The 25,538-nt window shown below is 60.7% G+C and carries 25 protein-coding genes and 1 pseudogene; 16 read left to right on the top strand and 10 right to left on the bottom strand.

The window, feature by feature from the left end; translation table 11 throughout:
• Nucleotide 1: 1 nt before the first annotated feature.
• The 4 genes from AB4099_RS29700 to AB4099_RS29685 all read left to right on the top strand — a co-directional run bounded on the left by AB4099_RS29700 (nucleotide 2) and on the right by AB4099_RS29685 (nucleotide 3,609).
• Entirely contained in the window at nucleotides 2-721 is a 720-nt protein-coding gene (locus AB4099_RS29700) for an ABC transporter ATP-binding protein (RefSeq protein ID WP_441480740.1), read from the top strand.
• A 43-nt stretch (nucleotides 722-764) separates the two neighbouring features.
• Nucleotides 765-1,574, top strand: a complete 810-nt coding sequence (locus AB4099_RS29695) for an SDR family NAD(P)-dependent oxidoreductase (RefSeq protein ID WP_441480739.1) — start codon at nucleotides 765-767, stop codon at nucleotides 1,572-1,574.
• A gap of 54 nt (nucleotides 1,575-1,628) precedes the next feature.
• Nucleotides 1,629-2,543: a VOC family protein gene (locus AB4099_RS29690; RefSeq protein ID WP_441480738.1), complete on the top strand. Its 915-nt coding sequence runs from the start codon at nucleotides 1,629-1,631 to the stop codon at nucleotides 2,541-2,543.
• Nucleotides 2,544-2,610: 67 nt separating this feature from the next.
• A complete protein-coding gene (locus AB4099_RS29685) occupies nucleotides 2,611-3,609 on the top strand; it encodes a quinone oxidoreductase family protein (RefSeq protein ID WP_441480737.1) in 999 nt (332 codons plus the stop codon).
• Nucleotides 3,610-3,771: 162 nt separating this feature from the next.
• Here the strand turns inward: AB4099_RS29685 and AB4099_RS29680 are convergent, their stop codons facing one another.
• Complete coding sequence (locus tag AB4099_RS29680) at nucleotides 3,772-4,326, bottom strand: NADPH-dependent FMN reductase (protein ID WP_441480736.1); 555 nt, start codon at nucleotides 4,324-4,326, stop codon at nucleotides 3,772-3,774.
• Nucleotides 4,327-4,489: 163 nt separating this feature from the next.
• Here AB4099_RS29680 and nhaA point away from each other — a divergent pair, with 163 nt between their 5' ends.
• Nucleotides 4,490-6,331, top strand: a complete 1,842-nt coding sequence (gene nhaA / locus AB4099_RS29675; RefSeq protein WP_441480735.1) for a Na+/H+ antiporter NhaA — start codon at nucleotides 4,490-4,492, stop codon at nucleotides 6,329-6,331.
• A gap of 19 nt (nucleotides 6,332-6,350) precedes the next feature.
• Here nhaA and AB4099_RS29670 read toward each other — a convergent pair whose 3' ends face one another.
• The 4 genes from AB4099_RS29670 to AB4099_RS29655 all read right to left on the bottom strand — a co-directional run bounded on the left by AB4099_RS29670 (nucleotide 6,351) and on the right by AB4099_RS29655 (nucleotide 10,996).
• The gene (locus AB4099_RS29670; RefSeq protein WP_441480734.1) at nucleotides 6,351-7,484 is read right to left on the bottom strand and encodes a patatin-like phospholipase family protein; all 1,134 of its coding nucleotides are present in this window, start codon (nucleotides 7,482-7,484) and stop codon (nucleotides 6,351-6,353) included.
• Between the two features lie 84 nt (nucleotides 7,485-7,568).
• A complete protein-coding gene (locus AB4099_RS29665; RefSeq protein ID WP_441480733.1) occupies nucleotides 7,569-9,017 on the bottom strand; it encodes an alginate export family protein in 1,449 nt (482 codons plus the stop codon).
• A 264-nt stretch (nucleotides 9,018-9,281) separates the two neighbouring features.
• Nucleotides 9,282-9,938, bottom strand: coding sequence for an NADPH-dependent F420 reductase (locus tag AB4099_RS29660; RefSeq protein ID WP_441480732.1), 657 nt, complete (start codon nucleotides 9,936-9,938; stop codon nucleotides 9,282-9,284).
• Between the two features lie 11 nt (nucleotides 9,939-9,949).
• The gene (locus AB4099_RS29655) at nucleotides 9,950-10,996 is read right to left on the bottom strand and encodes an LLM class flavin-dependent oxidoreductase (RefSeq protein WP_441480788.1); all 1,047 of its coding nucleotides are present in this window, start codon (nucleotides 10,994-10,996) and stop codon (nucleotides 9,950-9,952) included.
• A gap of 143 nt (nucleotides 10,997-11,139) precedes the next feature.
• On the opposite strand from AB4099_RS29655, the gene AB4099_RS29650 reads away from it, so the two are divergent.
• On the top strand, nucleotides 11,140-11,484 hold the full coding sequence (locus AB4099_RS29650) for a winged helix-turn-helix transcriptional regulator (protein WP_441480787.1): 345 nt from the start codon (nucleotides 11,140-11,142) through the stop codon (nucleotides 11,482-11,484).
• Nucleotides 11,485-11,644: 160 nt separating this feature from the next.
• Here AB4099_RS29650 and AB4099_RS29645 read toward each other — a convergent pair whose 3' ends face one another.
• The 4 genes from AB4099_RS29645 to AB4099_RS29630 form a co-directional block, all read right to left on the bottom strand.
• Complete coding sequence (locus tag AB4099_RS29645; protein ID WP_441480786.1) at nucleotides 11,645-12,457, bottom strand: SDR family NAD(P)-dependent oxidoreductase; 813 nt, start codon at nucleotides 12,455-12,457, stop codon at nucleotides 11,645-11,647.
• 173 nt (nucleotides 12,458-12,630) lie between these two features.
• Entirely contained in the window at nucleotides 12,631-13,371 is a 741-nt protein-coding gene (locus AB4099_RS29640; protein WP_441480731.1) for an SDR family NAD(P)-dependent oxidoreductase, read from the bottom strand.
• A 151-nt stretch (nucleotides 13,372-13,522) separates the two neighbouring features.
• The gene (locus tag AB4099_RS29635) at nucleotides 13,523-14,860 is read right to left on the bottom strand and encodes an MFS transporter (RefSeq protein ID WP_441480730.1); all 1,338 of its coding nucleotides are present in this window, start codon (nucleotides 14,858-14,860) and stop codon (nucleotides 13,523-13,525) included.
• A 33-nt stretch (nucleotides 14,861-14,893) separates the two neighbouring features.
• Nucleotides 14,894-15,880: an alpha/beta hydrolase gene (locus AB4099_RS29630; protein ID WP_441480729.1), complete on the bottom strand. Its 987-nt coding sequence runs from the start codon at nucleotides 15,878-15,880 to the stop codon at nucleotides 14,894-14,896.
• Between the two features lie 173 nt (nucleotides 15,881-16,053).
• On the opposite strand from AB4099_RS29630, the gene AB4099_RS29625 reads away from it, so the two are divergent.
• The 4 genes and pseudogenes from AB4099_RS29625 to AB4099_RS29610 all read left to right on the top strand — a co-directional run bounded on the left by AB4099_RS29625 (nucleotide 16,054) and on the right by AB4099_RS29610 (nucleotide 19,043).
• Nucleotides 16,054-16,959, top strand: coding sequence for a LysR family transcriptional regulator (locus AB4099_RS29625; protein ID WP_441480728.1), 906 nt, complete (start codon nucleotides 16,054-16,056; stop codon nucleotides 16,957-16,959).
• Between the two features lie 63 nt (nucleotides 16,960-17,022).
• Nucleotides 17,023-17,259, top strand: a pseudogene (locus AB4099_RS29620) (DDE-type integrase/transposase/recombinase); the annotation flags it as partial.
• A gap of 579 nt (nucleotides 17,260-17,838) precedes the next feature.
• Nucleotides 17,839-18,165: a helix-turn-helix domain-containing protein gene (locus tag AB4099_RS29615; protein ID WP_441480727.1), complete on the top strand. Its 327-nt coding sequence runs from the start codon at nucleotides 17,839-17,841 to the stop codon at nucleotides 18,163-18,165.
• Nucleotides 18,166-18,383: 218 nt separating this feature from the next.
• Nucleotides 18,384-19,043 carry a hypothetical protein gene (locus AB4099_RS29610; protein ID WP_441480726.1) on the top strand — a complete coding sequence of 220 codons (660 nt, stop codon included), beginning with the start codon at nucleotides 18,384-18,386 and terminating at the stop codon, nucleotides 19,041-19,043.
• Here AB4099_RS29610 and AB4099_RS29605 read toward each other — a convergent pair.
• Nucleotides 19,037-19,282 carry a hypothetical protein gene (locus AB4099_RS29605; protein ID WP_441480791.1) on the bottom strand — a complete coding sequence of 82 codons (246 nt, stop codon included), beginning with the start codon at nucleotides 19,280-19,282 and terminating at the stop codon, nucleotides 19,037-19,039. The two genes, AB4099_RS29610 and AB4099_RS29605, sit on opposite strands and share 7 nt — an antisense overlap.
• On the opposite strand from AB4099_RS29605, the gene AB4099_RS29600 reads away from it, so the two are divergent.
• The 6 genes from AB4099_RS29600 (at nucleotide 19,169) to AB4099_RS29575 (ending at nucleotide 25,498) form a co-directional block, all read left to right on the top strand.
• The gene (locus tag AB4099_RS29600; RefSeq protein WP_441480785.1) at nucleotides 19,169-19,405 is read left to right on the top strand and encodes a DUF6634 family protein; all 237 of its coding nucleotides are present in this window, start codon (nucleotides 19,169-19,171) and stop codon (nucleotides 19,403-19,405) included. The genes AB4099_RS29605 and AB4099_RS29600 overlap by 114 nt on opposite strands.
• A gap of 104 nt (nucleotides 19,406-19,509) precedes the next feature.
• Entirely contained in the window at nucleotides 19,510-21,417 is a 1,908-nt protein-coding gene (locus AB4099_RS29595; RefSeq protein WP_441480725.1) for an AAA family ATPase, read from the top strand.
• A gap of 245 nt (nucleotides 21,418-21,662) precedes the next feature.
• Nucleotides 21,663-22,460, top strand: a complete 798-nt coding sequence (locus tag AB4099_RS29590) for a metallophosphoesterase (RefSeq protein ID WP_441480724.1) — start codon at nucleotides 21,663-21,665, stop codon at nucleotides 22,458-22,460.
• A 78-nt stretch (nucleotides 22,461-22,538) separates the two neighbouring features.
• Nucleotides 22,539-22,871 (top strand): DUF6634 family protein, encoded by a 333-nt coding sequence (locus tag AB4099_RS29585; RefSeq protein ID WP_441480723.1) that lies wholly within the window; start codon nucleotides 22,539-22,541, stop codon nucleotides 22,869-22,871.
• Nucleotides 22,872-23,885: 1,014 nt separating this feature from the next.
• Nucleotides 23,886-24,632, top strand: a complete 747-nt coding sequence (locus AB4099_RS29580; RefSeq protein ID WP_441480722.1) for a PDDEXK family nuclease — start codon at nucleotides 23,886-23,888, stop codon at nucleotides 24,630-24,632.
• The gene (locus AB4099_RS29575) at nucleotides 24,629-25,498 is read left to right on the top strand and encodes a hypothetical protein (RefSeq protein ID WP_441480721.1); all 870 of its coding nucleotides are present in this window, start codon (nucleotides 24,629-24,631) and stop codon (nucleotides 25,496-25,498) included. The genes AB4099_RS29580 and AB4099_RS29575 overlap by 4 nt, the downstream gene beginning before the upstream one ends.
• Nucleotides 25,499-25,538 lie beyond the last annotated feature (40 nt).

Below are 25,538 nucleotides of genomic sequence, written 5' to 3'. Positions count from 1 at the left end.
GATGCTGCAGATCCAATCTCTACAAGCCGGCTACGGCGCCTTGCCCGTGCTGCACGGTATCGACATGTCAATCGGCAAGGACGAGGCGGTCGCCATCGTCGGGCCCAACGGGGCCGGCAAGACGACGCTCGTGCGAACTCTCTGCGGTCTGGTGAAGCCGATGGCCGGTCGCGTTCTCAAGGACGGCGCCGATCTGACGAACCTGCCGCCGCACCGACGGGCGGAGCGCGGCATCGCGGTTGTGCTCGAAAACAGAAACTTGTTCGTGGAGCTGACTGTCCGCGACAATCTGCGCTTGGCCGAAAGCGCAGGCGGAAAGGCTTCAGCAGGCGTTCCCCGCTTCAGCCTCGAGGAGGTGCTGACGCTCTTTCCCGCAGTGAAGGAGCGCTACCATACCTCAGTCGGGCTGCTCTCTGGCGGGCAGCAGCAGATGGTCGCCATTGCCCGCGCCCTGCTCCTTCAGCCCGACCTCCTGATCCTCGACGAACTCACGACGGGGCTCGCCCCGAAAATCGTCAAGGAAATCCTCGGCGTTCTCAACAACCTCCGGACCCAGGGCATGGCGATCCTGCTGGTCGAGCAGAGCATCACCATCGCCGCCGAGATGACGGACCGGGCCTATGTACTCTCCGTCGGCCGGGTCGCGCAGGAGATCAAGCGCGGCGAATGGCAAGCCGTCCTCGAGGACGACAGTCTCATCAAGGCCTACCTGCACGGCTGAGAGCGCTGCAGAACTTCACGACATCAAGTCAAGGAAACATCTCATGGAACTGGGGCTTTCAGGGCGTACCGCTTTGGTGTGCGGAGCCAGCAAAGGCATCGGCAAGGGCATTGCACGGGCGCTGGCGCGAGAAGGCGTCAATGTGGCGTTGCTCGCGCGCGGTCGCGAAGGTCTGGACGAGGCCGCAAGGCAAATCCGCGAGGAAACAGGTGTGTCCGTCGTCACGGTCTCGGCTGACATCACGCAAGCGGAATCTGTTGCCGCGGCTGCGCAGGCCCTGCGGGCGGAGCCAGGGTTTTCAACTCTCAACATCCTGATCAACAACGCTGGCGCCCCTGTCACGCGCAATGACAGGCAGGTTCTGTGGAACGATGACGAGTGGCGCGAACTCATCGAGGTCAAGACGCTTGGCGCGCTGCGCGTCATTCGCGAGTTCCTTCCGATGATGGCACGCGATGGCACTGGCCGCGTCATCAACATCACCGGTTCGTCAGGCATTGCGGTCTGGCGGCCTGCCATGCTGCATGGCTTGAACAATTCCGCGCTGATCCACACGACTGGCTATCTCGCCCAGGATCTCTGGAATGAACGCATCACGGTGAACGCCATCGTGCCGGGACTGGTCGGTACCGAGTTCCGCGAGGAATGGGCGGACGGCCTGGCAAAGCAGCAAGGCAAGACCCGCGAGCAGTTCCTCGCCGACTTCTGCCGCGAGCGCGGCATCTTCATGGAGCGCTGGGCCGAGGTCGATGAGGTCGCCGATCTGGCGCTGTTCATCGCATCCGACCGCGCCCGCTACATCAATGGCGCCAAGCTGAACATCGATGGTGGCTTCAGCGTCAACGCACGCTGAGGCTCGGGCACGCGCCCTAAAAACCCGGCAGCAGATATTCTCAGGAGAAACACCATGAGCCACCTCATTCGTCAGATGGGCTTCGTCGCCTTCACCACGCCCGATCCGGACGGTTCAGCGCGGGATCTCGCCGACCTCGTCGGCCTCAAGATCACTGGTCGGCGCGGCGACACCGTCTTCCTCTCTTCGAACGAGCGCCGTTGGGAAGTCGCGCTGACCCGGGGCGGAAGCCGCGCCACGCTGGCGATCGGGCTTGAAGCGTCCGATGCCGCGGCGGTCGACGAGATCGGACGGCGGGTGCGCTCGGAAGGACTGGAGATCCTGGATGACAGGCCGCTGCATGACGGCATCGAGCGTGCCATACGGTTCGCGACGCCCTGGGGGCCGATCTTCGAGGTCCACACGCCGGTCGCGCGCGATCAGGCACAGCGCCATATTGGACCTGGTGCGCGTGCCAAACGCATCGAGCACGTCAATCTCAAGGTTCCCGACCGGCTCGCCTTCAGTGATCTGTTGGTCAAGCTGCTCGGCATGGAGCTCTCGGATCGCACCGGCGGCGACGAATTCCGCTGGTTTCGGGCGGCGGATGGTTATCACCACACCGTTGCGCTTTGCCCGGGCGATGGCGAACTGCATCACTATGCCTTCGATTTTCATGCGCTTGAGGATCTTGCCGGCATCGCAGACGGGCTGGTCCTAAAGAACCGCTCGCTGCTGTGGGGGCCTGGGCGGCACGGCGCCGGCGGCAACGTCTTCCAGTACTATGTCGATCCCAATGGCTGCGTTGTCGAAATGTCGGTCGGCATGGACCGCATCGACAACGACCTTCTCTACGAACCACGCAGCTGGACGATTTCGCCGTCGCTCGCGGACCGTTGGATCAATCTCTGGGGCTCGCCGCCGCCGGCGACTTTCATCGATCCGGCGCTGGGCTTCGCGAAGCAGGCCGACACCGCCAACGTGGCATGAACCGGTCTCGCAATCGGCCCGCAGCAGACTGAAGTCAGCGGGCCGTTAGTGACCCTGAGACGCACCCATGCCGCCAAGCGCCGTGCACAGTACTTTCTGGAGAATGTCGATGCGAACCATGAAGGCCCTCAGGTTCGAGGCTTACGGACCACCCTCGGTCCTAGCCCTTCAAGACGCTCCCCTCCCCAAACCGGGGCCGGGTGAAGTTCTCGTCGAACTGCACGCGGCGGCCATAAATCCGAGCGATGTAAAGAATGTCGCCGGCTGGTTCGGAGCGTCACTTCCGCGTGTTCCGGGGCGGGATTATGCCGGCGTCGTCGTTTCCGGCGGCGGCTGGGAGGGCAAGGAAGTGTGGGGCAGCGGAGCGGGACTTGGCGTCACCCGCGATGGCGCTCACTCGCAGTATCTCGTCGTGGCCGCCGACGCGTTGTCCGAGAAGCCGTCCCATCTTTCAATGAAGCAGGCTGCGGCGATCGGAGTTCCCTATCTCGCCGCGTGGTCCGGGCTGGTCGATGGTGCAAACATCCAGGCCGGCGAGGTCGTGCTTGTCACCGGCGTCGCAGGTGCGGTCGGCCGGGCCGTGACCCAGATCGCTCATTGGAAGGGCGCGCGCGTTATTGGCGCAGATATCATCGACAGGCCCTCGGGCGCAGACATGTTCATCGACCTTCGAGAGAAGGACCTGCCGACCGAGGTTAAAGCGCTGACCGACGGCAAGGGCGTGGATGTGGTTTTCGATACGGTGGGTGGGGCGTTGTTCGAACCTTGCATCAAGTCGTTGCGCGTCGGCGGTCGCCAGGTTGCTATTGCGAGTGGAGGCAAGCGCCGCGTCGAACTTGATCTCGTCGATTTCTACCACAACCTCCAGCACCTGATCGGCGTCGACACCATGAAACTCACGGGTCCTCAAATCGCGGCAATGATGGACGCAATGCGGGTTGGGTTCGAGCTCGGCCATTTGCAGCCGCCTCCCGTCGAAACTTGGTCTCTGGACAATGCGATCGATGCTTACGTGGCCGTCGAAAGGGGCGGCACATCGACGAAGCAGGTACTCCTGCCGCGGTAAGTCCGCACGGGTACCAGGCTGGGGGACATCGACTAAGTGGCGCCAGCGTGTGGACCGAACCACCTCTTCCTTCGATCGCACCAGCCCACGCAGAAGCATGGATGGTGCTGATACCGTGCGGCAAATGTCCACCGCGCAGCATCCGTGCCGCGCAGGTTGAAACTACGGCTTGGCGGTGAATGCTGCGAAGCCGCGAACGAATTGCGCCAGCTTCTGGCGTGTTGCCTCATCTGTCAGCCGACCTTCCGGGTCGAATACGGTCTGCGCGCGCGCTACCAGCATGCGGCCGCCGAACCATGGTTTCGTCCCCAACGTGCGCAACACTGGCAGCCAGGCACCCTGCGCGAGTACGGTCCCGAAGCCGCCCGGCGATGCGCCGAGCACGGCGACCGGCTTGCCGCCGAACAGCCGTTCGATATCCGAACCCGGCCGGGTCAACCAGTCGATCGCGTTCTTGAACACGCCCGGCAACGAGTTGTTGTACTCAGGCGTGAACAGCAACAGGCCGTCCGCTTCGGCGAGCTGCTGCTTGAGCGCCTGCACCGCAGGCGGGATACCCAGCTCCCTTTCATCATCGCCGTTGTAGAGGGGAATTCCGTGGATGCTGCCTGCCGCCAGCGTCACGCCTTCTGGCGCCAGGTCGATCGCGGCACGAAGGAGCCCGGTGTTGAACGAAGCTTTCCTCAAACTGCCGGAGATTCCCAGAAGTCGTGTCATCGCTGATCCCTCGTCCCCGTGATCCGGCATTCGGCGGCACCGCCCAACCCAATGCTGACGCAAGCCCTTTGCTACGGCTACCATGTGTCGGAAACCACTTGGCTGGAAGCCGACGCAGACGGTTCTGCACGGCATCCGCAGAGAGAGGCAGGGGGCGCTGGGAGTGTCGCAAACCGCGGATGCCAACCGGCTCGACCGCTCGGTCGACGATTCAGTCGATCATATCCTTGGCCCCGGTCGCGCGCAGATCACACTGGTCGAATATGGCAGCTATGCCTGCCCGTATTGCCGGGCCGCCAATGAGCGCATCGCCGAAGTCCGCGACCAGCTCGGCGAGCGCCTGAGATACGTCTTCCGTCATCGGCCGCTGACCGACAGCGATATCGCGCTGCGCGCCGCCGAACTCGTTGAGCGTGCACAGACCGCCGAGCAGTTCTGGACCGCCCATGTCAAGCTGATGACCCGCTCGCAGGTACTGACGGAGGACGATCTCGAGGCGGTCGCCCGCGATCTCGGTCTCTCCGAGTTGAATCCCGAACGCGAGGCGCTGGAAGCACAGCGCTCCGCTGCCCGCGTCGAGGCCGACATCATCAGCTCGCATGCCAGCGGCGTGCGGTTCACGCCGACATTCTTCATCAACGAGCGCCGCTATGACGGTCCCTGGGACGAGAGTTCCTTTCTCGATGCGATGCTGGGGACCCTCGGCCACCGTTTCCGCGCCACCGCGCTCGACTTCGCGAGCTGGGGCCCCTCGGCCGGAATCCTGCTGCTGCTGGCGACGATCCTCGCGATCGCCCTGACGAACTCGCCGCTGGGACCGGCTTTCGAGGCCTTCTGGCATCGCGAGGCGGCGCTCTCCTTCGGAGAGGCCCGCTTCGGCATGTCGATCCAGCATTGGGTGAATGACGGCCTGCTCACAGTCTTCTTTCTGGTCGTCGGTCTGGAGATCAAGCGCGAGTTCACTGTCGGCCATCTCGCCGGCCGTCGCTCCGCTGCCCTGCCGATCGCCGGCGCGATCGGCGGCATGGTGGTTCCGGCCGCCTTGTACGTCCTTGTCCTGCCGGGCGGCCCCTGGTCGCATGGCTGGGGCGTGCCGATGGCGACCGACACTGCCTTCGCCATTGCGATCATCGCCATGATGGGCGCGCGGGTCCCGATCGCGCTGCGCATCTTCCTTACCGCTGCCGCCATCGTCGACGATATCGGGGCGATCATCGTCGTCGCGTTTTTCTACTCGGGCGAACTCCACTTTGGTTACCTGATAGCCGCGCTGGCTTTGACCGGCGGGCTTGCGGCCCTCAACCGCGCTCATGTCTATCGCGTCACCCCTTACGCGCTTGTCGGCGTCGCTCTCTGGGCCTGCATCTATGCTGGGGGCCTGCATGCGACGCTGGCCGGCGTCGTGCTGGCTCTCTTTATTCCGACCCGCCCCCCAGCCAATCTCGCTGCCCTGACGGCACAGGCTAATTCGATTATGCTCGCGGAAGCCGCCCATGGCGCCGAAGTACTGCGCCATGGGCCATCCACCCCGGCGCTGCGCGCACTCGATGCGATCCACGACCGCCTTGAATCACCCGCCGACAGGCTGCTGCGGCACGCTGGGGCCCGTTCGAGCTATCTGGTGCTGCCTCTGTTCGCGCTGGCGAATGCCGGTGTTGTCATCTCGACCGACGTCCTCGACGGACGCGGCATGCTGGTGCTTGCGATCGCCGCGGGGCTCGTGCTCGGCAAGCCGCTTGGAATGCTAGGAGCGGCAGCGCTGGCTGTCCGCGTCGGTATTGCGACTAAACCCGCGGAGTATTCCTGGCTTCAGCTCGCCGGCGCGAGCGCGCTCGCAGGTATCGGCTTCACGATGTCGCTCTTCATCGCTGGCGAGGCCTTTCTCGATCCCGGCGATTTCGCCGCCGCCAAGATCGCCGTCTTCGCGGCCTCGATTGCATCGGCCCTGCTAGGGGCGGCCGTGCTTTGGACAGCCGCTCAGAAGCTCAGCGTCCAACCGAATTAGCGGCGACTGCCGCAGAAACCTAGTGGGCGGATGCCGGAGTCCGGGGCGCCTGGGATTGCCACCGGCCCGCTTCCCCTTCGTCCCGGCCAACTTTGAACAGTTGTCGCATATACGCTTGATCGAATTCGGATCTCGGCATCAGACCAAAGCTTGGTGGGATTGCTGCAAAGTAGATCGTTCCGTTCGCCGCTCTCGCCTGGGACTGTAAGCGGGTCAGGTCGGCGACTGTTTGATACTTGACGAGCGTTTCTATGGCTCGCCGTGCGACGCCAATCGTCGTCTCCTGCGTCTCTGCGTATTCGGGCCCCAAGCGGCCATTGCGAATGAGGTATAACGTGCGAGCGCGCGGTTGGCCGAAGTACCGCTTCTCATAATCCGAAAGGCGCAGGTCCGGCGGGGCAAAAAACACCTGTGAGACGGTCGCCCCATCCACATGTAGTTCCTGGTGCGGCACCCCGTCGGCAAGCACGTCGAGGCGCACGGGCGGGAATATGGCTGGGAGCGCGGCCGACGCGAGCAGGATATCGATCATCCGATCACGCCGGTCCGGACGATTGCTTGCAGCGATCGCAGTCAGGTCCCAGATCACCGGTCGCTGCGCATCGATGTTGGTGGTTTGAATGAGCAGTCTGCGGCCAATGCCATATTCGTGCGCAATCGCATCAATCAACTCGTCGCTCATGTACCGCGCGATCAGTCGGCGCAAAGGTGCATTATCGTAAAGGCCGTTGCTGACCAGCCCCACGACCCCACGGTCGACATAGATGTCGCGATCGCCATAGGCCGTAAACACCTCAGCCAATTCCCGATCGTGCCTTGGGCCGAGAAAGGCGAACGGGGCTGCCAGCGCGCCCGTGCTGACACCTGTCACCACTTCGAACGCCGGTCGGCCCCCTCGCCTGCTCCAGCCGCTCAGGAAGCCGGCCGAGAACGCTCCGTCGGCACCGCCGCCCGAGATCGCAAGGAAATCTGCGCGCTGGAGAGCCTGTGCGGGGCGTTTTCCCGATAGCACGGCACGCCGTGTCTGTTCGTACTGAAGGGCGACGGCGGCCCTAATGTCTGCGCCCGGCTTGTCACCCCAGAAACGCGCAAGCTTTACGCCCTCGACGACGGCCGCCGGCGCGAGCGGAGCGGGCACCGCAGATCGCGGCATGCCTCCGACGCATCCCGACGAGAGCGCCACAGCACTGAGAACCCAGACATATCCGAGTAGTGACGTTTTCAACGCATTGAACGCCTAGAACTTGTAGGCAGCTGAAAGGTAGGTGAAATCTACGTCGTGCCCCCCAGCCCGGCGCAACGAACTTGCGGCATCAAGATGGACATAACCCGCATCCAGTTGGATGTGGCGATTGAGTTGCCAGGACGCATCGACCGTAAGTTGGCGCCCGGTAAATCGCCCCGGACGGCCCGCAGTTCCGGCGATCGGAGCTCCTGCACCAGTGTAGACTGCGTCGGCCGTCGTGTTGCGCCAAAGGAAATCGTAGCCGACACTGAAAGTCAGATTAGATGTCGGTTTGAAGCTGAGCGTCGGCTGCAGATCCATCACATTCGAAGGTCCCAGCAGCGCGGCCTGGTTGAAGTAGGCCAATTTCGGAAAAAGTGGGTTCAATGTGCCAAGTGTGCCGTCAGTGGCATTCTTGTCGCCGCTACCGATATCGGCTTTCAACCCAAGTCTGAATTTCCCACCGGCCAGATCCAGCGTGTACCCGGTGTCCGTCGACAGACCCCATGCCCGAATATCCTGCTGGCCAATGGTTCCGACCTGGCCAAGGATTTCCCAATCCCAATCCCAACCCGCCGCTGCGCCGAAGAAACGGGAGCCCAGTGTGTGGCGACGTTCCTCCCCCGCCGCATTCGCGTACCGCGCCCGCTCGTTCTCGAAACCCAGATAATACAGGTCGAGACGGCCGCCAGTCACAATATTTAGCGGCACCGTCGCATAGAGGCCCCAGAAGGCCTGGGCATGGTTTGACGCATCGTCAAAGCTGTCCCGCCGCTGCAGCACCGGTCGTGTCACGAACGCATCGAGACTTGTGCCTTCGAGCGTTGCGCTCAACCTGAAGCCATCGAAATTGCGCCGAACGTTGGGAGCGTCGCGGATCGAGACCAGACGCTGCGATCCGAACGCCATTTCCTGGCGCCCGATGCGCAGGAATGGATTGCGTTCGACGTTATCGCCAAGGGGCAATCGCAGATCGATAAATGCTTGTTGCAGGTCCGCGCGGTCGAGATAGGGCGGAGCTGGGAAATCCTTCCACGGCGCGAGATGGCTCCCGAACTGTACGAACGCGCGAAGATACTCGCCTGCGTGCAGATCGGCGTGTAACAGCACGCGCGGAAGCAGGTACCCGTTCGGCTTCTGCCCCTGTAATCCGAGATTGGGGTTCGAGTAGTATTCATACCGGGCCCTGAGTTCGCCCCCGAAGCCGAGGTACCAAGACGAATCAACCCCTCCCAGCGGAATATACTTGACGGGGTCCCACAGGTCCGTCCGGTTCGCCGGATCCCGCAGGTAGCGATAGTCCTCGTCATAGCGAAAAAGCTTGTAGCCTGGAGGCGTGAACTTTGGTGCCTCGGCTGGGTCGGCCTGCGCAGGTAAGGCCGCTCCCAGCAAAAGCAGGCCCGCCCATATTGCCAGAGAGCGGCCCATCTGCGCGTTGTCCGGCCTGGTCACATTCCGCATGGAGCCCCCGCCGCCGCTTCTTCAGCCGACACCGGCATGAACAACCTGAGCCGAGCGACTCTACGTGAAATGCCGGATGCGGCAAGGGTCGCACCTGGCCCCTCATCAACCGCGCTGCGAGTCGAGTTGCTCGTGGTTCTTCTCGACGTCCTGGGCTTTCAGGTAGCTTTCGACCTGGCAGGTCCGGCCCCGTGGAAGTCGAGCTAGCATTCACCTTGGCCCGCACATCGCGGGTGTGGGACCAAGCCCTTGGGCAGCACAACTTCAGCCTGTCGATTCCGCCAGATCCTGCAGGCGCTGCCTCATCTCGTCGTGACCGAGGATGGCGCCGAAGACGGGTGTGCCGGTGGCGAAGCTCCGACTCCTCACGAGGTCACCGGCCTCGACCGGATCGAATCCGATGCGGTCGATAAACCCTGCCACGAGACGGCGCGCGTCCGCATCGTTGCCCGCAAGCGCCAGCGAACGCCGACCGGGATGACCGGAGGGGCGCGCCTCCTCTTCGATCTCATGATAACCTATGTGATTGAAGCTGCGCACCAATCGCGCCTTGGGCAGATAATCCTGAACGATCTCGCTGCTGGATTTGCTCCCTTCGAATTCCGGAATCACGCCGTCCGTGGGGGCCCAGTAATTCATGACGTCGATGACGATCTTGCCCGCGAACATTTTGGGCTCCAGATCGCGATATTTCGACAGCGGAAGCGCCAGAATGACGATGTCTGCCGCCGCCGCTACGGCTTCGACCGTCGCAGGATGGGCTCCTGGCACCATGATTTCCAGAAGCAGAGCAATCTCTGCCGGAGGCTTGGACGTCGCAATTCGGACGTCATAGCCCGCAGCAACGGCACGGCGCGCGAGCGCCGTGCCGACACGTCCAGCTCCAACGATGCCAATGGTCTTTATGTCGCTACCCTGCATGGCACCTCACCCTAGCCTGGCTGCTTATTGCCGAGTTCGGCATCGACCAGCGGCTTGACCCGCGTGCCGAGCAACTCGATCGAACGCAAGAAGTCCTTCTGCGGGAGATGCCCAACGTCCATCTGAAAGAACTGGCGCATATGGCCGAGATGCTTGTGCAGTTCGACGATGCGCTCAGCGACTTCCTCCGGATCGCCTACAAAGAGTGCCCCCGCGCCGCTGGCCTCCTTGTCATAGTGGTTGCGCGGCGGAGGGGCGAACCCGCGAATCCTGCCGAGCGATTCCATGACGGCGTGCCAGTGGGTCCAGAATTTCTCCTTGGCCTGGACTGGGTCATCGCCAACGAAACCCGGGCTGGCGACCGAAATCTTGAGCTGCGCACTAGGTATTTGGGCCTGCGCGGCGGCGCGTCGGTAGAGTTCCGCCAACGGCGCGAAGCGTGCCGCCTGGCCGCCGATGATGGCGTAGGAAATGGGCAACCCGAGCAGGCCGGCACGCACAGAGGATTGCGGATTGCCGCCCGTGGCCAGCCAGATCGGCAGAAAACCGCTGTCGGGGCGAGGCACGACCAACGCTTCCTCCAGCGCCGGGCGATGTTTGCCGGTCCACGTGATGGCTTCGCTCTCGTTGATCTGGAGCAGCAGTTCGAGCTTCTCGGCGAAGAGCTCGTCATAATCGTTCAGGCTATGCCCGAAGAGCGGAAACGACTCCGTCGACGATCCCCGTCCAGCTGTGATTTCCGCGCGACCGTTCGACAATGCGTCGAGCGTCGCGAACTGCTGATAAACGCGCACGGGATCGTCCGTGCTGAGAACGGTCACAGCGCTGCCGAGTTTGATGGTCTTGGTCGCACTTGCCGCCGCCCCGAGCACAACCGTGGCAGCAGAAGCCGGCATCTCGCGGGTGTGATGTTCGCCGATCCCGAAGAAATCCAATCCGACTTCATCGGCGAGTTTGATGGCTTCCAGGAGATTGCGCATTGCGTCAGCCGTCGAGCCGAGCTCGCCCGTTGCAGGATCCCGCTGCACATCCCCGAAGCTGTAGATTCCTAGCTCCATAATCGTCGCTCCTTCGTCGGACGCGGACCTTGTGGCTTCACGTTTCCGCCGGTATATTTTCGTAACCTGGCCTAATATTGTGACCACACCGGACGGCGCAAGGAGGCACACTGGTGTTACCTGAGCACAGCGGATTGCTGGATATGTGCAAACCCGTTCGTCAAATCCTGGCCCGGGTCGGCGACAAATGGAGTGTGTTGATCGTGATGGGGCTGCGCGACGGTCCTCGCCGCTTCAACGAAATCAAGCGCGCCATTGGCTCGATTTCACAACGCATGCTGACATTGACCCTCAAGGGAATGGAAAGGGACGGCTTGGTCAGGAGAACGGTCACTCCCACAATGCCGCCCCGCGTCGACTATGAACTAACCGAGTTGGGCCATTCCCTGCGACAGCCGGTTGAGGAGCTGGGGCGATGGGCAATCGAGCACGAGCAGCGCATCGCAAAGGCGCAAGTACTCTTCGACGGACACGGTGTAGCCGACTGAGGGCGCCCCTTCACTCGCCGCTACAGGGCGAGGTCGGGATTGGCGACGAACTCCTTTGCAGCAGCGGCGCCGGTGGTCACCGCGCGCCTTCCTTCAGGCCGAGCACCTGCCATTCCCAGCGACGGCCGTCACGGAGAAACCAGGCAGCGGGGCACATGTCTCAGAGGTTTCCCGTCGCCTTGCCGATACGCCAGTAGATGCCGCCTCCGGTCATGCCGCCATCCACCGGCAGGTCAGCGCCGGTGATGAACGATGCGTCCGGCCCAAGCAGGAACAACACCGCTGCCGCAATCTCATCCGGATCGGCACCACGTGACAGCGGGGTAGCATCGCGGTTGCCTTCATAGAATTGCTTGGCACGGTTGGCGTCATGCTCAGCGTTCGGGCGCATAACCATTGGCGTTTCGACCAGCCCGGGACAAATCGAATTGACGCGGATGCCGCGATCCGCCAATTCCAAGGCTGCGGCACGGGTCAACCCGCGCAGGCCCCATTTGCTGGCGCAATAGGCTGCACTGAAATAGCCGATCAGCCCGGCTGTCGATGAGATGTTCACGATCGATCCGCCTGGCCGCATCAAGGGTGCGAGGGCCCGGATGGCGAGGAACGGACCATTGAGGTTGATGCCGAGCAATCGATCCCACTCTTGCGGGGTTGTCTGTGTCACGGTCTTGCGCAACGTAATGCCGGCATTGTTCACAAGCCCGTAGAGCTCCACCCCGTCCGCCTCGATATAGGCCGCCAGTTCGGCCCAGCATCCGGCCTCGGCCACATCAGCCTGAACGATGAAGAGGCGATCTTGCCACTCGGCTGTTGCCGCGCGGAGTTCATTCCAGCTTTCATCGGTTCTCGCCAGCACGTCCACGGCGTAGACAATCGCCCCGGCGCGCAGCAGGCGAATGACCTCTGCAGCGCCCTGGCCCCGGGCGCCGCCGGTCACGACAGCGGATTTTCCGATCCAATAGTCTTGCATTGCATGTTTCCTTCGGGCCCTGCGCCGTCGAAGACGACCTGACCGTAGTTGCAAGGATAGCCGCCAAGTAGCGGATCGATGCCGCGGCATGTATTGCCGACCTTGTCGGCACTCCTGCGATCACTCGCCGCCGGCGAGCGACACCACATTATCGCGGCTGCAATGTTGGCCGATCAGGACTTTGAGGCTCCGCCGTCTGTCGCGATGACATGCCCCGTGACATAGGATGAGACATCGGACGACAGATAGAGAACCGTGTTGGCGATATCCTGCGGCTGGCCGAGCCTGCCTGCGGGGATTTTCGCCAGATAAGCCTGATAGGTTGCCGGATCGCCATGCATCCAGCTGCTCATCGGCGTGTCGATGAAGCCAGGCGCGACTGCGTTGACGCGGATGCCTAGATGGCCCCATTCGAGCGCCAGGCATTGGGTCAGATGCGCGACCCCGGCCTTGGCCGATGCATAGTCAGCGCAGTTCGGGCGAGCCTTGATGCCCGCGTAGCTCGACAAGTTGATGATCGAGCCACTGCCTTGCTTCGCCATGGTCCGGGCGGCGGCCTGCGCGCCAAAAAACGAACCCTGAAGATTGATCGCAATGGTCTTGAGCCAGTCGTCGAGCTCCAGTTCGAGGGAGGCGCGCCGATTCAGCATTCCTGCGTTGTTGACCCAGATATCAAGGCTGCCATGACGAACAGCGACGTCGTCAGCCAGATCGCGAAGGGCATTCACATCCGTCACGTCCAGCTTCCGGAACTCGGCATTTTCCGGGAGCGTGTCCGGTGCCTGGATATCAGTGACGACAACGCGGACCCCCTGAGCTGCCAAGGCTCCGGCGGTGGCCCGGCCGATTCCGCCATTGGCGCCTGTGACGACCGCGACCTTGCCGGAAAGGTCGGAAAACTGAGCGTTCTTCATCGGTAAGCGATCCTGCTTTCAAGTCTGCATCTGCGTGCCGATGGCGGCGCGCATCGGTGATTTCTCGATCCGACGCGTGCGGCCTCTTGCGGCACTGCCTGTTTGGGCGCGTCCCGATTGATCTCGGGATCGCGCGGCTTCATCTCTGTTTTCAGACGTTGTCCGGCATCAGACGGCTCGATCGCGACAGGCCGTTGCCCATGGCCGGGGCTGCGATGTCGTTGAGGTCGACGCCAGCGGTTTCACGGATCATGAGTGACGCAAGACAGGCGACGAGCCCCAAGACCATGACATACCCGACATAGACATGGCCGAGGCCGATCGAGTTGAGCCATGTATTGAGATAGGGAGCCGTGCCGCCGAAGATCGCGACCGAGAGCGACGAGACAAACCCGACGCCGCGTGCGCGCGCCTGTGTCGGCACCTGTTCAGCCAGCAATGCTGGGAAGATCGCGGCGAGAAGGGCCCATGAGCCAAGACCCATCAACTGTGCAACGAACAGCGTCCACGGCTCGCTGGTGACGATCTTGGCGATCGGGATGCTGAAGACCACCACCGACAGCCCCCACGCCATCACCATCGGCTTGCGTCCGAAACGGTCGGACAGCAGCCCGCAGACAGGCAGCCACAGGACACAGGCAATCTGCGCCAGCAGGCTGGCAAAATAGGCGCCTGAAGGGTCCATTCCGTGAGTGGCGATCGCCGTCGCCGGTGCAAATGTCACCCAGGTGTAGTAGGCGGCATTGGACGCAGCGCCGAGCATGACGATGTTGAGCGCGATCCGAGCGGCCTGCTTTCCGGTGATCTCGGTCTTGCTATGTGCGGCTTCCGCCGCAGCGCTCTCTTCGAAGACCGCAGATTCCGTTGCGCTTCGCCGCAGAAACAGCGCGTAGACACCCAGCAGTGCGCCTACGGCAAAACCGGCGCGCCAGCCCCAGCTCTCCATGGCCGCCTTGCCAAGGGTGCTGGTCAGGAACGCGGCCAAGGCCGTCGCCGCCATCACGCCGATGGTCACACTGACGAAGACGCTGCTCGACCAGAAGCCGCGGCGCTCCTTCGGGGCAATCTCCGCGACATAGGTGAAGGCCACACCGGATTCGCCACCATGCGCCAAACCCTGAAGCAAGCGGCACAGGAACAGGAGAATGGATGCTCCGACGCCAATCTGTTGGTAGGTCGGGATTAAGGCAATGGCGAGACTGGTCAAAGCCAGCAGGCTCATCGTCATGATGAGCGTGAGCTTTCGACCGTAGCGGTCACCAATCGTCCCGAACACCCAGCCACCAACAGGCCTGGCGATGAACCCGCCGGCAAAAACGGCCAGAGTGGCGAGCAAGGCCGAAGCTTTGTCGGCATTGTCGAAGAGATTCATGGCGAGGTATACGGAAAAAATTCCGTATAGCGTCCAATCAAACCACTCAAGCGCATTACCGATAGATACAGCCTTGAGCGATTTCAACCGCTGAGTGCGATCGTCTATTATTGTCATTATGAAGACCTCCCTAGATATTCGTTATCGTTCTTACAGAAGATGCTCAGAGAACCACTGCGCGGCTGCGGCGCTGGTTTTGTCGAAATGCTCGCGGTACACCGCGTAGTGCCCGCCCGGCACCAGCATCAGCCGTTTCGGATGATGGGCCTCGTTGAACGCATCCTGCTGCAAATCGGTCGGTGTCAGCGCGTCATCCGTGGCCGCGATCATCAGCAAGGGCGCCGGCGCAATGCGCTTGATGTAGACGCCCGGCTCGTAAGTGCGCGCCAGTTCGAGCGAACGAAGCGTGATTTCGTTCACCCAGCCGTCGCAGCGAGCAGCTTCGCTGCTCATGTACTCGTAGGAATCCGCCTCGGGGTACGCCACAGCGGCCGTCGGATCCTTGTCGACGGTCCGGATTGTAGCCGGCGCCGCACCCGCAAACCGCGCTTCGCGATCCGCCTCCAATGCCGCGCGCAATCGAGAGGCCTTTTCGCCACTCGCCCGGCGTTGCGCCGCCTTGAAGCCGCTAATGGTCGGCACCTGGCTGACGACGCACTTCACCCGCTTGTCGACAGCCGCGACATAGAGCACATGACCGCCGCTGTAACTCGATCCCCAGATACCGACGCGGTCGCGGTCGATCTCGGGGCGCGTGCGCACATAGGAGATCGCTGCGCGAAAGTCCTCGACCTGCCGGTACGGGTCGATTTCCTGGCGCGGGAAGCCTTCGCTTTTGCCAAGATTGCGGAAGTCGAAGGTCAGGGCGGCCAGACCCGCATTGACGATGGCTGCGGCGTAGTCCTCCAGGTCTCCGCCAGCGACCATTCCCCAGCCATGCGCCAAGACCACGACCGGCAGCTCCTTCGCTGCCCGGTGCGGCAGGTAGAACGTGCCGCGGATCAGATCCCCGTCCAGCCGAAATTCAATCGGCTCGGACGATCCATCGAGTTTGATGCCGTCGCGTTCAGTGCTTGCCTGCATGCGCCATACCCCAATGAACTGCACCTTGTTTGCAGATTGGAAGCCAATCTTCACGGCCAAGGACATCCGATCAAGCTAGATTTCCCTGGACATCAATCGGTAATTCCGATTGATTGAGCCGGATCGCTCGCCAGTTGATCAGGTCGGAACGCGGCACTTGCGGTCGGAAGCACGAAACAGACAGGTTGCGCGCTGCGGCGCCCACCGATCGGCGATGGGGAAGAGTGATGGAGCTGCGCCAACTTGAGTGCTTTCTCGCTGTAGCCCAGGAACTGCACTTCGGTCGCGCTGCCGAACGGCTCTCGATGAGCCAGTCATCTGTGTCCGAAACGATCAAATCTCTGGAACGCGCGATCGGTGCGCCGGTCTTCGACCGGACCAGCCGCCGGGTCGCGCTGACGCAGCTGGGGGAGAACCTCAAGCGCGGCAGCGAGCCCGCCATCATTGCGCTGCGCGCCACCTATCTGGACTGCAAGCGCCAAGCCGCGGGCAAGATGCGCCAGATCAAGATCGGCTTTCTCGGAGGGGGCTTCTATGAACTCCATGCACCGCTGATCGCTGAGTTCAGCGCAAAGAACCGCGATGTGGAGCTGGAGTTCGTCGAGCTAACCTATTTCAACCACTTCTCAGCGGTGATCGACGGTACGGTGGATGCGGGCTTCTGCCGCCTCCCCCTAGGCACGGATGCCTTGCTCAGCGGCCCCATTGTGATGCGCGATCAACGGATGCTGTGTGTACCGCACGAGCACCCGTTCACACAGTTTGCATTGCTGGATCCCGAACGGCTGTCAGAGGAACGGCTTGTGCGCACGACGCCGGGGTCCATGCCAGAGGAATGGGATAATTTTCATTTCCCCAAGCACACCCCGCAGGGGAAGCCGATTGCTCACGGGCCCATTGTTCGCACCATTCGCGAAGCGATCTCCGCAGCCGGCGCAGGACAGGGACTTGTCATGCTGACCAAACGCGCAGCCGCCTACTATGCGACACCGGGTATCAGCTTTGTCGAGATTGACCTTCCGCCGACACCATCGGCACTGGTGTGGCGCCGCAACGACATCCGGCCGATCGTTCAGGATCTGAATGCGACCCTCGTGCGGATAGCGAAACGTCATGGCACGATGGCGTCTTGATGCCAATGCGTGAAGTGGCCCCAATGTTGTGCGCCGAAGCGGAGTGACGTTGCCCGCCTTGGGCCGAACGCGCGCTGGTCATTCGAATTCGTCTCCGACCACTTCACGGATGGCCACGGCTTCCGGATCATCGATGACTGCACGCGTGAGAACCTGGCGCTGATCGCCGATACCACGCTGTCTGGCCTTCCAGTCGCACGCGAACTCGATCGGGTGATCGGCGAGCGCGGCAGACCGAAGATGACCGTCAGCGACAACGGCAGCGAGGTCACCAGCAACGCGATCCTTACATGGACGGATCACCACGTCGGCCACGACGCTATTCTCACCCGCGCCGTTGAGATAGCGCGCGGCCAATGGGGCGAGTTCGCGACCACCTTGTCGAAGCCTGACGCGAGATCGCGAGGACGCTGGCATTAAGCCGGATCGCGTCACGCAACGCCGTCTGCTCGGCCAACGGTATCAGATACTACGTCATGAGATTGCCGCCAGTTGGATAGACCTCCGGCGATGGGCGCTTCGAGCCGGCGGCCGCGAGCAGACGGCCGGCCGCGGCATCGCTGTTGAACTCCCACGGTGAGAACATTGGCACGTGCTCCCACTGCCTCACGGCATGGCCAATGGTGGGGCCGCTCTCAAAGATGATCGGCTTCAGCCCGCGTTCGATGGCATGGGCGCCAACGAAACGGGGAAACCGTCAATCCATAATCTAGAAATACGAAAATGGATCGTCGAAGCCGTATCCATCAATTCGCAAAACAGAATCCATCACCGCGCGCTTCCGATCCTTTCCAGAGAATGATTCCACGGGCATCATTTGCACTGGGACGAGTCGCAAACTCGGCTGACGAACCACAGTCAGCCTCCGAAAAGGCGCAGATGGACGCAGCCGAATTCCGTGCAACTCGCAAGGCGCTGGGCCTCACTCAAATGGGGTTTTGCAAGGCCTTTGGCGTAGCGCGGAGAACCGCGCAGAATTGGGAAAAAAAGGGCCCTCCCGAGTATATCGGCCGACTACTTGCCACCGCTCTGGCGGCGAACGTCCAACCTCCCGGCAATGCACCCGGCAATTGCCAGCAGGCGGATGAAGCGCTGCTGAAACTGTCTCCTGGATTGGAGGCACTGCTCGCCTCGGCTACGGCGTCAGGCTGGTCGAGAGCAGTCGTGCTGAGCGCGATCGAGATGTGGGCGCGTCAGTCAGCATGAACATGTCGCCTCACGGCATTTCCCGCAAACTTGCAATGTGGGCGGCCTCCCTCCCAACGGAGGTTCGCCAGCGCGTTAACCATACTTTTCAGTAAATCGTTTGGTTAAAACTTTATGGTTGAAGGCGCACATTATGCGCCTCATAATCCAATCATTCCTCAGCCTGCACCACCGCCCTGCCCTCCCAGGTCAGCGCATTGCCCGCCCAGGAGCTCCCTATGGCCATGTTTAGTTCATCGGGGCAGCGCCCCGAATTGCAGCCGCGCGTCTATTCGCAAGTCATCCCAGGTTATCACGACGAACATTTCGACAGCGCAAAGACCGGCGGCCGCTTCCCTGTCGCTACATTCAACGAAGCGCTTCTATTGAAGCATCTCGAAGCAGATCCAAGGATCGTTAGCTATTCAAGAATAGACTTGTCGCACTTGGCAGAACATTCAGTCCCAGAAGAGCTATACGATCTACCCTTGCTTCAATTTCAGCACTTCTCCGGACGCTATGCTATCTTGATTTGCACCTCTGAGCAGCATTTGGACACAACAACGGCCCGTGCATTGCAGAGCCTTGAACATCAAATGGCGTCAGTCGGGCGATGGCTACTAGTCCGCGAGCCAGACTGGCTTACTCGCGATCCACGCCGGCGAACTGTCGAGACGATCTGCGATTGCAGATTTGAGTTCATAAGCCACGGTGATCGCCTGTCCCTCCTGCGCGAACTCGACCGGACCGGAGCTCTCGATCTCTGTGATTGCGCGGAGTTCGTAACTTCACCTCGACCAGTGGAGGCCGTTCTCTCGCTTGCGGTGCACGGCGAGATCTATCTCGACGTCAACGCACCTCTGACTCTGCACTCGGTGATCCGCCCGAGCGGTCAGTGATCCCGACATCTAGATCCACAATTTTCAGTTGGTCGAAAGGCAAGCAAATGAAACAGCCCCGCAACCCGTGCCCACTCGTCTTTGACATCAACAGAATCGAAGATCTCTTGCGCGATCTTCATCAAATCAGCCGCGGGCACGGCCCAACGCGGGCCGACCTGGTCGATGCCCCCACGCTCTATGAGGCACAGCTCACCCCCCGCCCGGTCGCCTGCCTCGCCGGGCTTGTCGACACGCATCCACTCCTCCGTGGCGGGCCGATTGTGACCTCTGCGGTTGTCGCCTTAGATCCTGCGGGCCTATGGGCCAGAACGCTCTCGCGGTTCTACAACCTAGCAAATGCGCGCAAATTCGATGCGTAGCGGCCCGTGAGCGTCGGCTCCGGGCACACCAAGACCGGCAACAGCTCGGCTCCCTACCCCAGAAGGATTTTTACCCGGGTCCGGTTCTATCGGAGAGTTTCGCCATGCGTTTCGATGAAGAAGCCAATCGGAAACCCGCTCAGGGTGAGCGCCAGACTAAAAAGAAGAGACCGGTTGATCGCCCTTCGACATTGAAGGCGCTTGGCCGGCACATGTTGGCAGAAAGCATATCGCCGCAACTGCGGCAGCGAATGACGCGAGAGCCAGGCTTTGCTCTCGTCATCGAAACACCTTCGGCATCGTGGTGTGAAACGATTGCGGCGGCGGCCGCCGAGCTCCGCGGATGGTCGACCCAATACGTCCACGATGGCTCCAACAAGAACCATAAGCCAAGCTATAGAAGTCGCGACGCAGTTGAGGCGCTGAGTTGTGGCAGAGCGCTACTTGGAGTTTCGCCAGATCCGCGGGCCCATTTGCCGTCCGGTCTGGTCCAGGCGGCCGATGCCTGGATCGCCGTTCCCCCGCCAGCCCGCGCAACGATTGCCGCGGTAATAGCAGCCGTAACCGGCCGTGGCATCATATCGCTTCCGGAAGACGTAGCCGCCGGCCTCGATCACGATGACATCGTCTCGGCGATCAGACGCGGCAGCACTGCCCGCAGTTGTCGTGAACGACTGGCAGCGGCTCGCCAAAGTAAAATGGCCGAGTATACGAACGCGGGGATCCCCAGAATTGAGGAACTGTGCGGCTACGGTGCAGCTCGTGCCTGGGCAACAGATCTGATCAACGGATTTGCCGATTTTCGAGCCGACAAGATCGCCTTCGGCGCGCTTCAGTCCCGCGTAGTCCTCGCCTCTGATCCAGGACTCGGGAAGACCACATTCGCCAAGGCACTCGCAAGGAGCCTCGAGGTCCCTTTGGTATCGTCGTCCATTGCCGCGCTCTTTTCCACCGGCGAGGGCCATCTCGGCGATGTCATCCGCTCGCTCGATCAAACATTTAGGGAGGCCCGGTCTTCGGCACCGTCCGTCCTTCTTCTCGACGAACTCGACGCCCTGCCAGATCGCGCAACGATGCATGGCCGCGCCCGCGAGTTCTGGACACCCGTCGTCGCGCGATTTCTGACAGCACTCGATGCACTGGCTGACGCGCACGTGGTGGTGGTCGGCGCTACGAACTACGCCGACAAATTGGACGGCGCCCTGATCCGCTCGGGCCGGTTGGAAAAGGTTATCAGGATCGGCCCGCCCTCTCCCGCCGACATTGCCCACATCCTCCGGCAACAACTCGGGCGAGATCTTTTAAAGGCCAACCTAGCCCCGCTGGCGTACTTGGCGCTCGGTCGGACCGGTGCGGATATCGTGTCAGCGGTCAAATCGGCACGCGCTTTTGCGCGGCAAGACGGGCGAAGCCTCGCACTAAGCGACCTTCGACGCGCACTCCTGCCAGCGGACAGCCGATCGGCACCAGTCTTGGGTCGTATTGCCCGACATGAAGCCGGCCACGCCGTCGCAACAATCCTGCTGACGAGCAAAACGCTTCAGTATGTCTCCCTGGTTTCCGACGCAAAGTCCGAGGGGCGGAGCATGTCGAGTACTGGCCCTGACGGCATGGTACGCCTTGAGGACGTTGAAGCCGAAATCATCTGCCAGCTTGCCGGGCGAGCAGCCGAGGAGGTCTTGGTCGGGGACATTTCCGCCGGAGGCATATCGGATCTTGAGGCCGCAACGCGATTAGTCATCCTGCTTCACGCTGGATCAGGTTTGCGGGGCAAACTCACCCACTTATTTGAAACCAGCGCCAGCAGGACTCTCGCAGAACACCCACACCTGAGGAGCGTCGTCGAACGAGACCTTCGCAGACTCCATAAGCGAGCGATCGCTTTTGTCCGAGCCAACCGAAGAACAATAGAAGCTGTGGCCGACGCCCTCGTCGCGCAGTCAGTCGTGACCGGAGATTTCGTCATGAACCTGGTCAGGACAGCTTCCTCAAAGAGCGACCAGTTCGCTTAGCCGAACCGTCACCAAAGACGCGGCTGCGGCGGCCCCAGCCTTGCGTAGAAGCGCCCGAACCAGCCACAGCTTCAGATGGCATGGCAAGCCCGCAGCAAGATTTCATTCTGATTCTCACGCGCAGCCGGCAGCGCGTTGCCAAGGCCTCGACAAGTATCTCGTCATCAGACCGCCCCCCATAGTCACTGGCATCGAGAGATCTGCCAACAAGCCCCTCATTATTTCTATCAAAAGGGAGTACTGTAATGCGTCTTCTTGTACTTTCGGATATTCATTTGGAATTCGGCTCGTTCTCGCTTCCAGAAAAGCTGGACGATTTCGACGTTGCAGTATTCGCAGGTGATATCGGTCGGCCAATTGTCCAAGCCATACAATGGATCGAGCAGCAACGACGAGGCCCACTAAGGGGGCGTCCCGCAGTTTTCGTGGTGGGCAATCACGAGCTTTATGGCTCAGAAATCAACGCTGCGCTGAGCGATGGTATCGCAATGGCCGAACGATACGGGATTCACATGCTCGCGCCCGGCTGCGTCGTTCTGGGTGGAACCCGCTTCATCGGCGCGACGCTATGGACTGACTATGATCTCTATGGAAATCCAGCTGGCTCGCGACGCGTGGCCCGGCGCGCAATGAACGATCACGGGCTGATCCAAATCTCGGAAAATGAAGGAAAGCGCCTCTTCACACCCGAAGACGCTGAAGCAGCTCACAGGAGCGAATTGGCCTTCATCACGCGACAACTCGCGCAGCCGTTTTCGGGTGCAACAGTCATGGTTACCCATCACGCACCGCACCCCGGCTCAATCCAACCACGATACCGCGGCGATCCTTTGTCGCCCGCGTTTACGTCCGATCTTTCCGCTCTTATCGAGCGATATCAGCCGGAACTCTGGATCCACGGACATGATCATGGCTCGCATGATTATCGCGTCGGGCTGACCAGAGTCGTGAGCAATCAAGCTGGGTATCCACTCCGCGGCGGTGGTCGCGAAAACCCGAGCTTCAACCCCTGCCTGATCGTTGATGTCGGCAAGCCAACCTAACCGCGGCAGACCCAGTGAAGGCATTTCGCGCGCGCTAGACAGACCGGACGCCCTTAAATCAGGGATTGGAGGCAGGCGATGCCACCCCTCGCTGAAGGACCTAAATCAGCCCATGCAGACCTGCTTCGACTGAAAAACGGATGGTGCCCAAGTGAAAGTGACCTGGCGCATGCAGTGCAGTTGGACGAGTGGTTGCCGGTCATGGACCGCGCAACCGACCTAACGGCACTCCTGGGACAATCGGTCGGCCATCTTACTCTCGGCGACAAGATCATCGCGACCAGTCAGGTCCTTTGGCTCAGCGAAGATAGGACGATCGCGCGCACGGTGAGCCGCTGGTATCGCCGTGGAAAATGCGGACTGCCTGTCGCCGACGCGCGCCCAATTGAAACATATACGGGCAGCCCATGATTTCTGTCATTCGACAGACAGCGAGGCACGCCTCTGCGGTTGGCCCTATTCCTTCCATTATCGGCTCACGCGTCAAAATTCTTGAAGGCCTCAGATGGATTAGGCGGTCGGCCCAGAGAATATTTCCATTGCCCTATCCAAAAGCGCTCGCAGGAAAGAGCAAGGATTGCGATATCGCTCCTTCGCGATAGAGGATCTGACTTATTGATTGTAGTCTTACCAAGGTTGGATTGCGATATTGATCAATTAATTCTCTGCCATAGACGACACATTGCTTGCTGAAAAAAAAATTCTGAAATTTATGCTGATCGATTATAGTGCGAATCAGATGAATCAGATATCGTATTCTTCAATCGCCTTCTCGCATGGAGTTTCTACCTGTGAGGCGGCAAAAGGAACGCAGCGCCAGGGTGCCAGCCCTGACGCTGCGTCGGCCTCATCAGGCCACGGAGCGATGCTTTTCGCGTCAAGTACGCTTCGCCACAGACAAAGCCAGGAGGACCCCAGTGACGAAGCTCTGAAGAATTAAATCTTCAAACCTTGTTTAGCCGCGCTCAGTCCTTGAGACGCGCTGAATAATCACGCCTCAATCTGCGATATATACCAAACGAACTTAAGTTTCAACCTTCTTAGTACAAGATTGAGCTATGAATTATACACGCAACATCGTCTATATCGCGGATAAATCAAGAAAGATACAGAAAGTGGACAATATGAAAGAATCACCGATATTACTCCGAAATATCAGTGATGACTCTCAGAATATGACTATCATAAATACATATAAACAATACAATTATACTTCTGAATCGATAATACGTTGCCCTGAATAGAGATACTCTCTTAAGGAGGCAGAGACATGACCTAAAAGAATCGTGAATTAAGGCGCCCAACTCAGCAAAGCGGGGTGCTCTGATTGCCATTTCCGGAAGTATCTAGGTCAGGCACGACCTATCTGCGCATGACATCTTACCCTGTCAACGCAGACTAGGCCGGCATGACGAGGGTAGAGCCATGCCTGGTTTCCAGAATGCCACCGCGCAGACGTTCGAACAGATGAGTTATCCCGATGAGCCTGCACTGCCCTGGCGGGAGGTAGCGCCGTCGACAGCAACATTGCGCCCGAGTCCAATCCCGCGCGGCGCGGAGCGCCCAGCGATTGTGACTCCATGGGATCGCCGTCTCATGCTGCCGTTCAGCGGCCTTGAGGGGCAGGCAGCCTATGTGCTGATGGCGCGCCCTGACTGCCTTACCTTGCACGAACAGCCCGCCCGCGTGGCATATCGTGACTATGCGGGCGCCGAGCGTCATCACACCTTTGATCTCTTGATGACCCAACGCTCGGGTGGCCGGATTGCGGTCGCCGTGAAACCTCATGAGATCGCTAAAAAAGCAAAAACTAAGGAACTTCTGACACACATCGCGTCGCAAATGGACCCTAAATTTGCGACCGGCGTACTACTGCTGACCGAGGTGGAGCTGTCACCTTGCAAGGTCGCAAATGCCACGCTGATCCATCACTCTAGGCGTGATCCCGACCCAGCCCTAGATCGTGTCCTTCATGCCGCCGCGAGCCAGCTTAGTGGCGCGACGACGATCGATGGCCTGATCAATCTGGCGAGGCTCACTCATCATGACCAAGGGTTCTATACCGTCGCGCGCGCAATCGGCGATGGCAGTTTCGAACTTCTGAGCCCCGGTCGGATCGGGCGTCAGTCCTGGGTTCGCTATACCGGCGCCAACACGAGGCTCGCATCATGAACATCGCCCCGCCTCCTCGGATCGCCTATGGTCGCTACGATCGCATTACGATAGGCGCAATCGCCTATACGTCCATCAGCACCGATGACCGTGGGCAATATCTGCGGCGCGTGGACGATTCTGAACTGGTCGAGTGGTTCACCCACGAGGAGTTGGCCAAACTCGAACGTTCGCGCAACTACCGTTATGAGCGCGATTATTTCAACCATGGAAAGGTCAGGGCGCGTCAACGGAGCGGTGTTGAGAATTTTGGAATGATTCCGCGCGAAGAGCAGCCTAGTATTCTCTGGAAATGGGAATACTGCAATCGCTTTCAAGCGATGGTGAATGATGGCAAAGCCCTGCGCAGCAACGAGGGCATGGAAGAAGCCATCGCGCGAATTACTCCAGATGTGATTAAGCTGGACTGCGCGAAAGTCGGGGTTGCTCCGAAGAAAAAGAAAGGCCTGAAGCCTCGAAAGGATGGCAGGCCGAGAAAGGGACGCTCGGGGCGGAGTTCCGGGCTTCGCGACGTCCCGACTTACAGAACCCTGCAACGGTGGCTAGCGATTCTGGATTCATGCGGGTGGGAGATTGAAAGTCTTCGGGACAACTATCGGCATCGCGGCAATCACACTGAAAGGCACCCGTCGGAAATAATTGAGCTGCTGAGCGAGCATGCTCGCAATTTTGCCAGTCAGGCCCGGAAGCCCAAAGCGTTCCATTACGATCAACTGGACAAGGCCGTTACGTCACTCAACGGCGTGAGAGCTTCAGAAGTGCGGATTCCGACGAATTCGGCGGGCAATTCCGATATGAATTCGGCACCCTGTTCCGATTTCATTCCGGCACCCCATTCCGATTTGAAGCCGGCAGGTGCGAGGTGATTTGCCTGGGTCGTTCGTGATGATTGTCGTGGATGGATTT

Source organism: Allobosea sp. 2KB_26, assembly GCF_052115715.1.
Lineage (GTDB): Bacteria > Pseudomonadota > Alphaproteobacteria > Rhizobiales > Beijerinckiaceae > Allobosea.
Note: the sequence above shows the minus strand (reverse complement) of the source record. Positions and strands in the feature narration are given on the sequence as shown.